12 protein-coding genes are annotated in these 14,570 nt (G+C 65.5%); 7 read left to right on the plus strand and 5 right to left on the minus strand.

The genetic code is table 11. The features are described from left to right. The 6 genes from HMPREF3167_RS07870 to HMPREF3167_RS07895 form a co-directional block, all read left to right on the plus strand. A partial coding sequence (locus tag HMPREF3167_RS07870) for a 4Fe-4S dicluster domain-containing protein (protein ID WP_371440127.1) occupies positions 1 to 330 on the plus strand: 330 nt, incomplete at its 5' end. Beyond that, complete coding sequence (locus HMPREF3167_RS07875; protein WP_068538548.1) at positions 330 to 1,361, plus strand: dimethyl sulfoxide reductase anchor subunit family protein; 1,032 nt, start codon at positions 330 to 332, stop codon at positions 1,359 to 1,361. The genes HMPREF3167_RS07870 and HMPREF3167_RS07875, both read left to right, overlap by 1 nt. 162 nt (positions 1,362 to 1,523) lie before the next feature. Then, positions 1,524 to 3,671: a prolyl oligopeptidase family serine peptidase gene (locus HMPREF3167_RS07880; protein ID WP_083281133.1), complete on the plus strand. Its 2,148-nt coding sequence runs from the start codon at positions 1,524 to 1,526 to the stop codon at positions 3,669 to 3,671. 33 nt (positions 3,672 to 3,704) lie between these two features. After that, on the plus strand, positions 3,705 to 4,346 hold the full coding sequence (locus HMPREF3167_RS07885; RefSeq protein ID WP_070446359.1) for a TorD/DmsD family molecular chaperone: 642 nt from the start codon (positions 3,705 to 3,707) through the stop codon (positions 4,344 to 4,346). A gap of 69 nt (positions 4,347 to 4,415) precedes the next feature. Next, positions 4,416 to 5,471: an ABC transporter permease gene (locus tag HMPREF3167_RS07890; protein WP_068538547.1), complete on the plus strand. Its 1,056-nt coding sequence runs from the start codon at positions 4,416 to 4,418 to the stop codon at positions 5,469 to 5,471. 57 nt (positions 5,472 to 5,528) lie between these two features. Continuing rightward, positions 5,529 to 6,467 (plus strand): ROK family glucokinase, encoded by a 939-nt coding sequence (locus tag HMPREF3167_RS07895; protein WP_068538546.1) that lies wholly within the window; start codon positions 5,529 to 5,531, stop codon positions 6,465 to 6,467. 292 nt (positions 6,468 to 6,759) lie between these two features. Here the strand turns inward: HMPREF3167_RS07895 and HMPREF3167_RS07900 are convergent, their stop codons facing one another. The 3 genes from HMPREF3167_RS07900 to HMPREF3167_RS07910 all read right to left on the minus strand — a co-directional run bounded on the left by HMPREF3167_RS07900 (position 6,760) and on the right by HMPREF3167_RS07910 (position 9,369). Then, the gene (locus tag HMPREF3167_RS07900) at positions 6,760 to 7,332 is read right to left on the minus strand and encodes a molybdenum cofactor guanylyltransferase (RefSeq protein ID WP_062614086.1); all 573 of its coding nucleotides are present in this window, start codon (positions 7,330 to 7,332) and stop codon (positions 6,760 to 6,762) included. A 237-nt stretch (positions 7,333 to 7,569) separates the two neighbouring features. Beyond that, positions 7,570 to 7,998 (minus strand): cupin domain-containing protein, encoded by a 429-nt coding sequence (locus HMPREF3167_RS07905; RefSeq protein WP_062614087.1) that lies wholly within the window; start codon positions 7,996 to 7,998, stop codon positions 7,570 to 7,572. A gap of 90 nt (positions 7,999 to 8,088) precedes the next feature. Then, positions 8,089 to 9,369 carry an MFS transporter gene (locus tag HMPREF3167_RS07910; protein ID WP_070446360.1) on the minus strand — a complete coding sequence of 427 codons (1,281 nt, stop codon included), beginning with the start codon at positions 9,367 to 9,369 and terminating at the stop codon, positions 8,089 to 8,091. 96 nt (positions 9,370 to 9,465) lie between these two features. On the opposite strand from HMPREF3167_RS07910, the gene HMPREF3167_RS07915 reads away from it, so the two are divergent. Beyond that, positions 9,466 to 10,791, plus strand: a complete 1,326-nt coding sequence (locus tag HMPREF3167_RS07915; protein WP_070446362.1) for a DUF4921 family protein — start codon at positions 9,466 to 9,468, stop codon at positions 10,789 to 10,791. A gap of 96 nt (positions 10,792 to 10,887) precedes the next feature. Here the strand turns inward: HMPREF3167_RS07915 and HMPREF3167_RS07920 are convergent, their stop codons facing one another. After that, positions 10,888 to 13,605 carry an isopeptide-forming domain-containing fimbrial protein gene (locus HMPREF3167_RS07920; protein WP_070446364.1) on the minus strand — a complete coding sequence of 906 codons (2,718 nt, stop codon included), beginning with the start codon at positions 13,603 to 13,605 and terminating at the stop codon, positions 10,888 to 10,890. A 258-nt stretch (positions 13,606 to 13,863) separates the two neighbouring features. Beyond that, positions 13,864 to 14,568, minus strand: a complete 705-nt coding sequence (locus HMPREF3167_RS07925; RefSeq protein ID WP_070446366.1) for an ABC transporter ATP-binding protein — start codon at positions 14,566 to 14,568, stop codon at positions 13,864 to 13,866. Positions 14,569 to 14,570: the final 2 nt, after the last annotated feature.

Genomic DNA, 14,570 nt, shown 5'->3' on the forward strand with positions numbered 1-14,570 from the left:
TCCAAGTGCGTGGGCTGCCGCTACTGCGAGTGGGCCTGCGCCTATGGCGCCCCGCAGTTCAACGCGGAGCAAGGCCACATGTCCAAGTGCGACCTATGCTACGACTACCGCTCCACCGGGCAAGACCCGGCGTGCGTGGCGGCCTGCCCATCGCGCGCGCTCGGCTGGGGCCCGATCGACGAGCTACGTAGCGAGCACGGCACGAACGACGCCGTCGCCCCGCTCCCCGACCCCTCGATCACCAAGCCGCGCCTGGTCATCCACCCACACAAGGACGCCCAGCCGTGGACCTCCACCGCCGGCTCGATCGCTAACCCGAAGGAGATCTGATGAATCTTCACGAACTGCCGATGATCATCTTCACGGTCATCGCCCAGATGTGCGTGGGCATGTTTATCATCCTGGGTCTTGTGCAGATGTGGCTCGCTGCCCGCACCGACGATCGCACGGCCGACCGGCTGACCACCCCGATCGTCTACCTCATCGGCCCGGTGATGGTGTTCGGCCTGGTCGCCTCCATGTTCCACATGAACGACGTCACCCACACCCTCAACGTGATCCGCAACGTGGCCACGTCATGGCTGAGCCGCGAGATCGTGTTCGGCGTGGGCTTTGCGGGCCTGGGCTTCGTGTTTGCCTTCATGCAATGGTTCAAGATCGCCTCGTTCCGGCTGCGCCAGGGCGTGGCGGCGCTGGCCGCGCTATTCGGCGTCGCGCTCATCGTGTCGATGTCGATGATCTACGCGAGCCTGCCCACCGTGCCCGCCTGGTACACGTGGGTGGTGCCGTTCCAGTTCTTCGCCACCGCGATCGTGCTGGGCAGCGCCGGGGTGACCATGGCGCTCGTGCTCATGACGCTCGTGCGTCAGCGGCCCGCTAAGGACGCGCCCGTGGAGGTGCCGGTGCGCAATACCACCGACCCCGCCGCCGGCAAGACCTGGAAGGAGACCCTCGGGTTCACCCCCAACAAGCGCGAGATCAACGCCGCGCCCACCGCCGAGGAGTGGCGTTGGACCGTGTCGATCATCCGGCTGTGTGCCGCGCTCGCCGCGCTGGCGGCCGTGGGCGTGCTCATCTCCTACGTCGCTCACCTGCAGAACCTCGCGATGCACCCCGAGCCGGCCGCGGCAATCTCCGCCGCCGCGTTCACGGGCGCGTTCTTCTGGACCCGGCTAATCCTGCTGGGCGTGGGCGCCGTGGCCGTCGGTTTCGTTGCCTACAAGATGGCCGACGACGCCGCCCTCGCTCGTCTCACACCCCTCGCGGCCTGGGTGACACTCGGGTTCGTGGTACTGCTCGCCGCCGAGTTCATGGGGCGCTCGCTCCACTATGACTCCCAGCAGCTGATCGGTATCGGATAAGGCTGAGCGGCCGCGCGCAGTCGGACGCTGGCCGAGCGGTCGTGAGTCGACTGGGCGGTCGTCGTCGGCAAAACGGCAAGACGTCAGCAGAGGTGCCCCCGGTTTTTCGCCGGGGGCACCGTGCGTTCGAAAACTGTCGGAGGGCGCTCGTAGGATGGAAGCATGAAGATGCCACAGGCTACGGCCACAGATTTTTCGGACCCTTACCTGCACTTGGAGGACATCGATGCCTCGCTGGAGTGGGTGAGCGAACAGTCCGATCGCACCCTCGCCGAGTTTGACGGCGGGGCGTTTTCCGCGTACCGCGATGAGGTCGCGGGCATTCTCTCTGCCACGGACAAGCTCGATACCGGCACCAAGCGCGGGGAATGGATTTACAACTTTTATACGGACGGGGATCACCCACGCGGCCTGTGGCGGCGCGCCCGGCTTGAGGAGTACCTGAGCAAGGAGCAGGCGGAGATCGCGTGGGAGGTGTTGCTCGACATCGGGGCGCTCGGCGAGGCCGAGGGCGAATCGTGGGTGTTCGGCGGGGCCTCGTTGCTCTACCCCAGTTATGACAGGGCGCTGATCACGATGTCGAAGGGCGGGTCGGATGCGAACGTCGTGCGGGAGTTTGACGTGGAGGCCCATGCCTTTGTGGAGGGCGGCTTTGAGAAGTCGGAGTCGAAGGGCTCAATGAGCTGGGTGGATCGGGACACGGTGGTGATCGGCGCGGACTTCGGACCGGGCACGCTGACCGACTCGGGCTACCCCAAGAGCGCCCGGCTGTGGCGGCGCGGGCAGGATTTGGCCAGCGCGCCCGTCATCATCGAGGGTGCTGCTACCGACGTGCTGTCGGGGGCGTACTTCGACCACACGCCGGGGCATGAGCGGCTGGTTGCCTTCCGCTACCCGGACTTCCGCAGCACGATCTCGTTTGTTGCAGACCTGGAGGGCGTGCTGGCCGGTGGTGGCGGGGCCGTGGTGGGGCCGGAGGGCGAGGCGCTCGGGGCGGGCCTGCCGAGTGCCCTGACGCAGGTCAACATGCCGCTGTCGGCCGAGGTCGGCTTCGTACGGGACTGGCTGCTGGCCACCCTCCGCCATGATTGGGAGCTCGATGGGGCCACCTTCCCTGCGGGGGCTGTGGTGGTGATGCCAGCATCGTCGCTCACGGAGCCGCGGGCGCAGGACGTGCAAGTGCTGTACTCGCCCTCCCCCACGTCGTCGTTCCTGGACCTCACCGTCACCCGCACGGGCCTGGTGATGACCATCCTCGACAACGTCAAAACCAAGCTGTTCTTCTGTGCTGAGGGGCGGGCGGCCGCAGGCGTCGTCGAGCCGTGGCAGATCGCGGAAGTCACGCCGAAGGCGGCGGAGTTCGCCGCGGTGGGAATCGCGGCGGTGGATCGGCTGGAGTCGGACGAGGTGTGGCTGACGGTCGCGGATTTCGTCACGCCCACCACGTTGTATATGGGTGAGATCGGGCGTGAGGAGCTGGCGGTGCGCAAGCTACGCTCGGCACCGGCGCGCTTTGAGGCCGCGGGGCTGGGGATCCGGCAGCTGTGGGCCACGTCGGCGGACGGCACGGAGATTCCCTACTTCGTGGTGGGGCCGGAGGAGGCGCTGCGGGGCGGGCGTCCCACCCGCACGTTGCTTGACGGGTACGGAGGGTTCGAGGTCTCGCGCCTGCCGTCCTACCTGGCCACCTACGGAAAGGTGTGGTTGGAGCGGGGCGGGGTGTACGTCGTCGCGAACATCCGTGGCGGCGGCGAATTCGGGCCGGCCTGGCATCAGGCGGCGCTCAAGGAGCGCCGTCACAAGGCGTATGAGGACTTCGCGGCGGTGGCGGCGGACCTGGTGGAGCGCGGCATCACCACGGTGGCGCAGCTCGCGGCGATCGGCGGCTCGAACGGCGGGTTGCTCATGGGCAACATGTACACCACGTACCCTCACCTGTTCGGGGCGATCGTGTGTCGGGTGCCGCTGCTGGACATGAAACGCTACTCGCACCTGCTGGCGGGGGCGTCATGGATGGGGGAATACGGCGATCCGGACACGGAGGACTGGGCCTACATGGAGCAGTACTCGGCCTACCACAACGTAGGCGAAGAGCCGCACCCGCCAATCCTGCTCACCACCTCCACGCGCGATGACCGGGTGCACCCGGGCCACGCCCGCAAGTTCCACGCGCTGCTGAGCGCCATGGGCCACGAATCGTGGCTATACGAAAACACCGAGGGCGGGCACGCGGGTGCCGCTGACATCGAACAGGTGGCGCTCATGACCGCCCTCATCTTCTCCTTCCTTGACCACAAGCTCGCCAAGTAGAGCACAAAACACCAATAGAGCGGAAAGACCATCATGATGAACGAAGATCGTATCGACGCCCTCGCGGCCGCCTTCCTCACCCTGGGGCGCCTGCACCTCGACGCGCCGGATGAGGCCACACTCGGCCAGTTGCGCCAGATGTACACCGAGTGGCCGCTGGCCGGCACAAAGTCGCCGCACACGGCGGCCGGCCTGCTCGACTGGGCCGAGTCGTTCGAGAAAGGGGAGAGCACCGACCAGCTGCGCTCGGACATCAACGCCCTCTACGGCCGTACGGCCACCGCGCTGGTGCCGCCATTCGAATCAGTGCACCGCGGCAAGGACGGGCTGGTGTTCGACGAGGAGACGCTTCAGGTCCGCGCCGAATACCGCCAGCTGGGGCTCGAAGCCCCCTACCTGCACAAGGAGCCGGACGATCACGTGGGCCTCGAGTTCGACTTCGTAGCCCAGGGGCTCGTTCGCACGCTCGGTGCGCTCGAGGTCAGTGCGCTGACGGACGCGAACCGGTACATCGACGTCGTGGGCAGGTTCTACCGGGAGCACCTGGAGCTGTGGGCGCCGCAGATGCTCGCCGCCGCACGGGAGCACGCCGCCACGGCCTTCTACCGCGGGGTGCTGGCGCTCTCGCTCGGGGCGCTCGACGAGCTCGGCGCGCTGCTGGCCGATCAGGAGTAGCAGCGATTTGTGGTGTGAAGGCGCGCGTCGGCGCGGCTGGCGTGGACTAGTGGGTGCGGGGAGGTCAGTGTGAACGAAACGGCGTGGCTGTTCGTCACCACCGGCATCGGGCTGGTGGTGACGGTGGCGGCGATCCTTGGCCTACAGCGATGGGCCGGTGTGAGGGCCGGGTGGCAGCCGATGGTGGCAACCATCCGAGCCGTGGTCCAGCTCGCGGTGCTCGCACTGGTGTTGCACGGGGTGTTCACGTATGCGTGGACAGCCGCGCTCATGCTGGCCGTGATGATGACCGTGGCCTCACTGACCGCCGGGAAGCGACTCCACGAGCTGCCCTATGGCAGGCGGGCGGCGGCGATCGGGATCGTCGCCGCCGCGGGTACCACCATCGCCCTGGTGTTCGGGGTGCGGATGATGGAGTTGACGGTCTCGAACTTCATTGCCATGGGTGGGATCATCACGGGCAATTCGATGTCGGCGGCCACGTTGACCGGGCGGCGCTTCCTTGCGAGCTCGCAGGCGCAACGCGGGGAGGTTGAGGGCTGGTTCGCGCTCGGGGCGCCGTCGAGCACGGCGTTTGGGCGGGTCAGCCGCACGGCGATCGAGGAGATGTTGCTACCCACAATCGACCAAACCAAGGCCACCGGCCTGGTGACCATGCCGGGCGCCTTCGTGGGCGCGCTAATCGGCGGGGCCTCGCCGCTGGAGGCCGCGCGCTTCCAGGTGGTGGTGCTGGTTTCCATCATGCTGGCGCAGACGATCTGCGGCATCATCGTCACGCGCGTGCTCTCGCGCGCCACGGTGATCGTCTCGGACGAGCAGCCGGCGGCTCCCACATCCGACCACAAGCGGGACAAGGCCACGCACGCGAAAGGCGAGGCGCCGAGGCAGGCCGATGCTGCCAACTCCGGGGCCGAGCCAGAGAAGTCCGGGGCCGAGTCGGACACCTCCGGGGCGTCCGTAGAGCCAGATTCCGGCGATTCCGACCCCGCCGGCCCTGCCGGCTCTCCTACGTCCGACACTCCCGAATCTCCCGAGCCGGCCGAGGCCGAGGGGGACGCGGAAGACGACGATCGTCGTCGTGCGGAGGACGCACTCCCGCGCCGGAAACGCAACCTGGGAAAGTAGCCCTTCCATCCGTCGTACTCGCCTGAATTCCGTGAATGATCATGCAAAAATAGAGGTATGAGCGAGATTATTGGCGTAGATGTTGGCGGCACGAAGATTGCTGCCGGTGTAGTCGACCAGCATGGCAACATCCTCAAGATGGCCCGCAAACCTACGGATACGCGCACGGCCGACTCCGTGGTTGCCACAATCCTAGAAGTGATTGAGGAGCTCGGCGCCCACGACGCCGACGCGATCGGCATCGGCGCTGCCGGCTTCATCGAGGAAGATCGCTCAACAGTCACGTTTGCGCCGAACGTCAACTGGCGAAACGAGCCGCTTGGCCAGCGTGTGGAGGAGGCGACCGGCCTACACACAGTGGTTGAGAACGACGCAAACGCGGCCGCCTGGGGCGAGTTCCGCTTCGGCGCGGCGCGAGAGTACAACTCGGCGGTGGTGGTCACGGTCGGCACCGGCATCGGCGGTGGCATCATTCTTGACGGCAAGCTGGTGCGCGGCTCGCGCGGGTTCGCGGGCGAGATCGGGCACATCAACATGGTCGAGGGTGGCATCCCGTGTGGCTGTGGCTTGCGCGGATGCTGGGAGGTTTACTCGTCGGGCGGTGCGCTGCTGCGTGCGGCACGCAAGATTGCCCGCCAGGATCGCGAGCGCTCCGCCGGCATGCTCGAGCTCGCCGCCGGGGACCCGGAGGCGATCACCGGCCTCATCATCACCGAGGCCGCACAGAAGGGCTGCAAGGGAGCGAACGACGCGTTCGCGGAGATCGGGCGCTGGCTCGGCCAGGGCATGGCCGACCTGTCCGCGTTGCTCGACCCGGAGGTGTTCGTTCTGGCTGGCGGCGTGTCGGAGGCGGGCGGGGTCCTGCTTCGCCCGGCGCGTGAGGCCTTCCTTGAGCGCCTCACGGCCCGCGAGTACCGCCCCGAGCCCGCCGTGCTCCTGGCTTCCCTCGGCAACGACGCCGGCATTATCGGCGCGGCCGACCTGGCGCGGGAGTAGTTCGGGCCGCGCGAGCGGGTGGGCTCGTGCGCATTTGAATTTCCTGGACGTTTTCGGGGCGATCTTCTATGTGGGAAGCTCGCCCCGAAAACCTCCAATCTCTTTTAATCTCCGCGTGCAAGGGAGCCGATAATCCGGACTTCCATGGTTCCAGTATCAGTATGCGCCAACTGGTCACTGCCCCGAGCGCCGACACAACTCGTGAACCTAAGCCCTACCGGGCCCCTCTAGCAACCGGCAGCCAGCATATTCACGACTTCCGCCCACGCCTCGCCACGCTCGCCTTGCACTCTCACAGTCGTGCCAGTGTTGCCGCGAGCGCCTCCGCATCCTCGGGGGTGTCAACATCGATGCACCAGCCCTCGCGGTCCTCGACCCGCGCCACGTCAAGCCCGCCGAACGCGCCCCGGATCGAACCGTGCCGCTCGAAGGTCAGCGCGCGCAGGGCACTCAGCCGGTACACGCCATGCAGGTATTGCGGCCAACCCTCGCAGTTCGCGGGAACCACACCGTCACACTCGACGCGCTCGAGCAACCACGGGTAGAGCCGCGGCGCGAGGGGAGCATCGCACGTGGCCAGCCCGACCACGGCGTCGTCGCCGAGATCTAGTTCGGCAAGGCCGGCGGCGACTCCCGGTAGGGGGCCGCCGCCGGGCGGATCCTCCAACGTGCGCACGACTCCCTCCGGGACTTTCACGCCGTCCGGCGCGATCACCACCGCTTTGCCTGAGAAGCCGATTCCGGCGAGCTCGTCAAAAAAGATGTCAAGCAAGCGCCGGCCGCCCACCACATAGTCAGGTTTGGAAGCACCCCCGAGGCGCGCCCCCGTTCCCCCAGCTTGAACGATGACTGCGGCTAGTTCCATACCCTCCAGCCTACCCGGCCGCCGGGCTATCGGCGCCACCCCCGACACAATTCGTGAACCTAAGACCCACCACGCGCCTATAGCAATCGCCAGCCGATATATTCACGACTTCCGTCGGCCAGGCCGGCCGGAACAGGTACCGGCGCCCGCGGGCACACAAATGGCGGGGAGCGCCCGCTCCCCGCCATTGCCATGCCTATGCGCTGAGGCGTACCCTAAGCCCTCGGTCTGTGAGTCTTAGTCCTCGTTCGGATCGGCCTCGGCATCGGCCTGAGTCTGGTGGACCGTGCCCGGTTCGTGGTCCGGCACCGCGTAGATGGTGTACAGCTTCAGCGGCTCGTCACCAATGTTGGTGACGTTGTGCCACACGCCGTCGGGCACGAAGATCGCGTCGTCATCCTCCACGATGCGCTCGAAGTTGAGGTCATCCTCCGCGGGACCCATCTGGCATTTGCCCTTGCCCTGCTCGATGCGCAGGAACTGGTCAATGCCGTGGTGGACCTCCAGGCCGATGTCACCACCCACCGGGATGGACATCACGGTCATCTGGAGGTGCTTGCCGGTCCACATGGTGGTGCGGAAGGTGTCGTTATTGAGGGTCTCGCCCTCCATGTCGATCACCCATGGCTTCTTACCCTGATCGTCGTAAACGCCTGCGTACTGCATTGTGCCCTCCTTAAAGGCTTGATTGCTTCCATTATCCCGCAGGCGCCGCTCCCCGGCCGCGCACTTCGCTAGCAAAGTAATTAGGTGAGCCTAAGGCTTCCGCCGCCCGACTTCCCTCACGCCCATGACCCACACCAACGCCACCACCAGCAAAATCGCCCCCGAAAAAGCGTAGGCGAGCAGGTATCCGGAGTGATCGATCATCACCCCGGCGGCGATCGGCCCGAGGATCTGCCCCAGGTCCGAGGACTGCTGGAAGAAGGACACCACCTTCGACCCCGGCCGCTCCCCAATAATGTCGGCAACGGCTCCCTGCTGCGAGGGCTGGATCGCCCCGGACCCGAAGCCTCCCATGAACGACGCCACCAGGATCAGCGCCGCCGAATCCCACACGCCCATGAGCACGGTGAACACGCCCGAGATCGTCAGCCCGGCCACCACCAGGTACTTGCGCCCGTACAGGTCAGACAGGTAGCCGGACCTGGTGAGCGCGAGCCCGTTGCCCGCCGCGAACGCCATGAGCGCGGCGCCCGGCAGCCACGTCGGCGCGCCGGGGATCGCGGCCGCCAGCAGCGGCACCACCGCCACCCGCACCCCGAAGCTCGTCCACCCCTGCGCGAACGCGGTCAGTAGCACGATCTTAAACCGCCGCAGTTGCAGCGCTTCGGCGATCGTCATCGGCTCCGGCGCACGCACGTTTTCTCCGACGACGCCGTCGCCCGGCTCGCGCAACACATCCCCGGCTGCGTCCGCCGCGGCTCCCGCGAGCGCCGCCCGCGCCTCGCCCTCAGACCCGCCAGCCCCTCGCTGCCCTTCCCTCGGGATCAGCACGAACACGATCGTTGCCGCGATCAACAACAGGACCGCGTAGATGGCGAACGGCCAGCGAAACCCGAGCGGTGCGAGCACCCCGCCCACAGCCGGCCCTAGGATCGAACCGAGCAAGAACCCGGAGCCATACGCCGCCGAGGCCCGCCCCCGTGCATGCACCGGCGAAAGCTTGATGATGAGCGACATCGCCGCCACACTGAACATCACCGAGCCAACACCGCCCGCCGCCCGCACTACCAGCAACTGCCAGTAATTCTGCGCCAACGCACTCGCCGCCGAAGACGCTGCCACAATCACGATCCCCACCATGTACATCGATCGCTCGCCGAACCGGGCCGCGAGCGCACCAGACACCGGCGCAAAACTGAGCCGCATGAAAGCGAAGGCGGACACGACAACGGTGGCGAGCGTCGTCGTGACACCAAAGCTCTTTGCGAACTGGGGAAGGACGGGGGCCACAATGCCGTATCCAAGCGAGACGACCACCGCGGCCGCCACCAAAACCCAGATTTCGCGGGGAAGTTGAACGCGCTCACTCACTCCGCCTTTCTACCACCTACCCGGGTAGGGTCAAAGCCCGATGTGAAGACCGCCACCGCGCTGATAGAATAGGGCGGACGCTGAAAGGATATATGGATGCAGCCGTACGAAACCTTCGCTGAACCGCTGACCATCATGGCCGATGGCACAATCAAGCAGCTGAACCCATTTTCTGGGACGGAGGTGTGGACTGTACCTGGGCGCGGCAACCGCCCGCTCGGGATCAAGTATCCGGACCCGCAACCGCTCGACCCGGCACACGACGGCCTCCACTGCGCCTTTTGCACCCAGCGCGTGCTCGAGACCCCGCCGGAAAAGTCACGCCTGATCCGCAAGGGCGACGACGCCGAGATCGTCCAGACCGACTCCGTGGACATGCTGTCGAAGCAGTGGGAGTTTCGGCGGGTGCCGAACCTGTTCGAGATCCTGTCCTTCGACTATTGGGCCGCGAACTACGACTACAAGCTGTCGCCGGCGGCCCAGCGCCGGATGGACCACTACATTGCCGACCCGGCCGGGCGCGCGCACGTCATGCGCGTGCTACGCAACAAGTATTGCTCGAGCATGACCCCGGAAGAGTTTGAGGAGCTACCGGAGGCCGACAAGATCAAGGGCGCCTACTCCTTCTTCGGGGGCGGCCACGACCTCATCCTCAGCCGTCGCCACTTCGTGGACGGGGCGACGGACGACACGCAGCTTGCGGCGTCGGGAACACTGACCCCGCAAGAACACGAGTGGTACATGCGCATGAGCGTGGAGGCGATGCGCGACCTGTATGAGACGAACCGGTACGTTCGCTACGTGCAGGTGTTCCAAAACTGGCTCAAGCCCGCAGGCGCGTCCTTCGACCACTTACACAAGCAGCTCGTGGCGATCGACCAGCGCACGGTCAATGGCCGGATGGAAGTGGCGAAGGTTCGCCGAAATCCGAACCTGTACAACGAGGCCGGGGTCAACTACGCCAGCTACCACAACCTGGTGATCGCGGAGAACAAGCACGCGGTGGCGATCGCAGGCTTCGGCCACCGCTACCCCACGCTGGAGATCTGGTCGAAGTCGCCGCGAATCCAGCCGTGGGAGCACACGCGCGAGGAGCAGCGCGCCATGTCGGACCTGGTCCACGCAATGCACGCCGCCACCGGCGCGCACGTGCCCACCAACGAAGAGTGGTACACGAAGCCCTTGGATTCCGACGTCAACATGCCGTGGCGGATCCTCCTCAAGTGGCGCGTGTCCACCCTGGCCGGCTTCGAGGGCGGCTCGAAGATCTACGTCAACACGATCGACCCGTGGACCTTGCGCGACCGCGTGGTCCCCCGTCTGCTCGAACTTCGCGCGGAGGGCAAGCTCGCCGGCGGCATCTCGGTGGCTACCGAATGCTCCTGCGAGGTCAACTGCCTCAAGTACAACCCGACGCTGTAGCCACCGGGGCGCCCGGCGTGGCATGGACCCAGGCTGCACCTGTAGCAGTGGGCCCGGTTCTGCCGAACCGGGCCCACTATTTCTTGCTACCGCGTGCTACCGCCTGCGCGCGTAGCGCAGGAACGTCACACCGAGTGCCATCGCTCCCGCAGCAACGACCATGAGCGCGGACGTCTGCGCACCTGTCAGAGGCAGGGGCTTATCCGGCTTGGGTGTCGGCGTGGGAGTGGGCGTCGGGTCAGGCGTCGGGTCAGGCGTCGGGTCCAGCTCGGCCGTGTTCGTCACGATAACCGAGTAGTTCTCGCCAACCTTATCCACAGCCACCTCCGAGGTGAAGTCCTCCACCTCGTCCTCGGCATCCTTCCACACCTTCTTCACGGTGAGCTCGACCGGGGTGAGCACCACGAACTGGGCGGACGTGCGCATGCGCATCTTCGTATGGTCGGCGCGCCCCACGGCCTTGTTCACGACGACGTCTCCCGACTTCGCGTCCTTCAGCTCCGTCTTCACCGTGATGGTCTGGGTGTCGCCGTATGGGAAGTCGGCCTTCGTGACCACGCGGATCGCGGTCGCGTTCTCCTGCACGCCCTTGGTCCACATGTCCGAGGGCTCGCCGGTCTTGCCGTTCACCTTGGCGTTCGGGTCCTCATCGATCGTGAAGGCCTCGGCCGTCGTGCTGTAGACGGTCGCGCCTTCCCCTGCCTCGACACCCTTCACTACCAGCGTGCCGCTGAACTTCGAGCCCTTGTCGTCGCCGTCGTAGGGCAGCACATCGATGACGTCGGTGACGGTCGACTTCTCCGGGTCCTTTGAGGTCAGATCAACGGTCCAGGTGTTCACCGCGACACCGTTGGTCAGGGTGTCGACAACCGGCTTCTCCACATGCTTCTTGATGGAAGTGTAGCCGGCTCGCGGCACCGTCACCTTGACCTCAGCGCGGCGCGAGTTGCCCTGGCTCGAAGCGACCACGGTGTTGGTGAACACGGCACCTGCCTTGGCGTCCTTCGGCATCGTGGCCTTGTAGTTGATGGTGTACGGGTTGTTCTTGAGCACGTCAATATTGGGCACGACGTCCTCAACCGTCCAGGTCAGCACCTGGCGGCCCTCCGCGTCCTTCGAGACCGTCGGCTCGGTGGCGGCACTACCTTCCACATAGGTCATGCCGGGCGCAAGGGTATCTTCGATCACCACGGTATCGTTCGGCATGTTCGCGATCACGGATTCAAGGCCAAACCGGATGGTGTAGTCCGCCTCGTCGCCGATCTGGACGTCATCGTGAATACGCTGCTCGACCACCAGGTAGAAAAACGACTGCGGCAGACTCGACAGATAACCATTCTCACGGGAAACACGGACTTTGACGGCTTTCACCGTCGACAGATCAGCGGGCCTTGTATAGGTCCACCCGTCCTTCTCATCCGTACCCTCGTCGCGTCTCGTCTCGACGGTACCGCATTCAAACAGGTTAGGATCTTTGACCTCGCCCGTGTAGTAGAGGATCTTGAGCTCCTCTACCGGATCACCGTAATACACATTCGGCTTGGCATCTACATCGGCCACGACGCGCGCATCCACGAAGTCGACGCGCTCCGTATCGAGGGTGTTGCACACCCAGGCGTCCGCCGCTGCCTCGGTGCGTTGCGGCACAATGCCAGACACCGACATCACGGTCGCACCCTTGGGCGCCCGCGAAGTATCCGACCAACCGATGCCGGGGTAGGCCTTCGGGTACTGCGAGGCTACCACCCAGGCGCCTGTCCAGTTACCGCGGACGATCGGAGCGCGGTTCTGATTGTTCGACGCGTCCTCAACCGACTCGGAGCCATCTGCAGCGACGTAGGTGGGTGTCGACGCTTTCAGCGTCACATTCGTGTTGTCATTCGCGTTATTACCGCTCCGCACATAGGGCACCTTCACGCGAAGCTCGCCGGCGGCGATCACCGAGTTCGGATAGTTCGGCTTCACCTGCGGCAGGCGCACACCGTTCGAGTCGAAGTAAGGACGATCACCGGAGTAATCGAGGTCCGAGAGCGTCAGGCGGAAGGTATTGGTATCCGGGTCCACCAGTTCGAACTTACAGATGGGGAAACGCGCGGTCTGATTCGCGGGGAAGCCGTCGGCCGAGTAGGGGTAGCCGGAGTGCACGCGGTCGATCGGAGCACACGCAACATCCTGCAACGTCACGCGCTCGTTGCGCACACCGTTAATCGTGATGTCGTAGCTGACCTCCGACGGGCCCTTGGAGGACCCCGCCGAGTGCACCAGCGAGAAGGGGAAGTTCAGGTCCTGGAAGTTGGGGGCCACGGCCGTCAACGACGACGGGCCACCGCCGTCAAACTTCGCATCCATGATGAAAGGCGCGATGATCGGGATCTCGGGCAGTGTAGCCTCAAGGCCACGGAACTGCGCCTTGGCCTTCACGTTTGATCCTGCCGGGCCGTCCACCTCGACACCCGAGAGGACCATTTGGGCGGTGCCCTGGTCGCGCGTGCCGATGTCGCAGGTCAACGTGCGGGCGTCTTCAGACAGCGCCGACTTACCGGCATCGCCACTCAGACACTGGCTCGGGATCTCGCCAAAATGAGCATTCTCCACTGTCACAACCAGCAGGTTGTCGGTGGTCGGTTCGTTTCCAGGGGCGGGGGCAGAATCGTTGATGTCCATCCACCAGATCATCGACAACACGTCGAGCCCGGAGGTCACCTGTTCCGGTTGGTTTTTCCATTGGACTTCGATTTCGTAGGCCTTCGTGCCGCCAGCGCTCTCTTCCTCGCCGTCGAGCGCGAAGCTCACCCGCGGGAACACCAGGAGCATACTGACCGTGAAGGCAAACAGGGCGAGCGCTCACAGACGCACATGCGACCTCAACCAAGCTAGATCCATCACGACGATGACAAGTCCTTCCTTTTCCAACAATCAGAAACGCAAGCACTCATCGGTGACCTCATCGTCTCACCGGGGCAATCCTACAGGCGCTCGCCACGTGCACGAAGCACAAGCCTATTAAACCAAAGACCACCCCCGCGACGTTTCACACTAGCCAAACCGGACCTCACATTCGGCAGTTCCGGCCTAGGAAATCAGCCGGCGGACCGTGTCCGACGCCGGGCTCTCGCGTAGCTCGTCGGCCGTGCCGAGCTGGATGAGGCGGCCGTCCTCCATGACACCGATGAGGTCGGCGACGTTGAAGGCCTCGTCGCGGTCGTGGGTCACGTAGATCGCAGTGGCCCCCACGGCGGACAGGATCTTCCGCAGTTGGGTGGATAGGCGTGTGCGTAGGATGCGGTCGAGCGCGGAGAGCGGCTCGTCGAGCAAAATTAGGTCGGGGCGCGGGGCAAGCGAACGGGCGAGCGCCACGCGCTGGGCTTGGCCACCAGACAGCGTGGAGATCGGGCGGCCGCCATAGTCGGGCAGGCCCACCAGCTCGAGTAGCTCGGCCACGCGCTCGTGCCGCTCGGCCTTAGCCACCTTTTGCACTTCGAGCCCGTAGGCGATGTTGCCCTCAACCGACCGGTGCGGGAAAAGCTGGCCGTCTTGGAACACCATCCCGATGTTACGCAGATGGACCGGCACCCCGGCCAAATCGCGCCCGCCGAGCGACACCTCGCCCGTCGCCGGCTCCAGGCCCGCCACGGCGCGCAGCAACGAGGACTTCCCCGAGCCAGACTCACCCAGCAACGCCAGGATCTGGCCGGTCTGCAGCGTCAGTGACACGCCGTTGACCGCGTGCACCGGCGGCTGATCGTAGGACAGGTCAAGGTTGACGAGTCTCAGCATTC

Origin of the sequence: Trueperella sp. HMSC08B05 (assembly GCF_001808405.1) — a bacterium.
Classification (GTDB): Bacteria; Actinomycetota; Actinomycetes; order Actinomycetales; family Actinomycetaceae; genus Trueperella; species Trueperella bernardiae.

Coding starts and splice junctions, on each gene's coding strand:
- HMPREF3167_RS07905 (WP_062614087.1), bottom strand. CDS start 7,998: ATGCAGTACGCAGGCGTTTACGACGATCAGGGTAAGAAGCCATGGGTG.
- HMPREF3167_RS07925 (WP_070446366.1), bottom strand. CDS start 14,568: ATGCTGAGACTCGTCAACCTTGACCTGTCCTACGATCAGCCGCCGGTG.
- HMPREF3167_RS07920 (WP_070446364.1), bottom strand. CDS start 13,605: ATGCTCCTGGTGTTCCCGCGGGTGAGCTTCGCGCTCGACGGCGAGGAA.
- HMPREF3167_RS07900 (WP_062614086.1), bottom strand. CDS start 7,332: ATGGAACTAGCCGCAGTCATCGTTCAAGCTGGGGGAACGGGGGCGCGC.
- HMPREF3167_RS07875 (WP_068538548.1), top strand. CDS start 330: ATGAATCTTCACGAACTGCCGATGATCATCTTCACGGTCATCGCCCAG.
- HMPREF3167_RS07880 (WP_083281133.1), top strand. CDS start 1,524: ATGAAGATGCCACAGGCTACGGCCACAGATTTTTCGGACCCTTACCTG.
- HMPREF3167_RS07885 (WP_070446359.1), top strand. CDS start 3,705: ATGATGAACGAAGATCGTATCGACGCCCTCGCGGCCGCCTTCCTCACC.
- HMPREF3167_RS07895 (WP_068538546.1), top strand. CDS start 5,529: ATGAGCGAGATTATTGGCGTAGATGTTGGCGGCACGAAGATTGCTGCC.
- HMPREF3167_RS07915 (WP_070446362.1), top strand. CDS start 9,466: ATGCAGCCGTACGAAACCTTCGCTGAACCGCTGACCATCATGGCCGAT.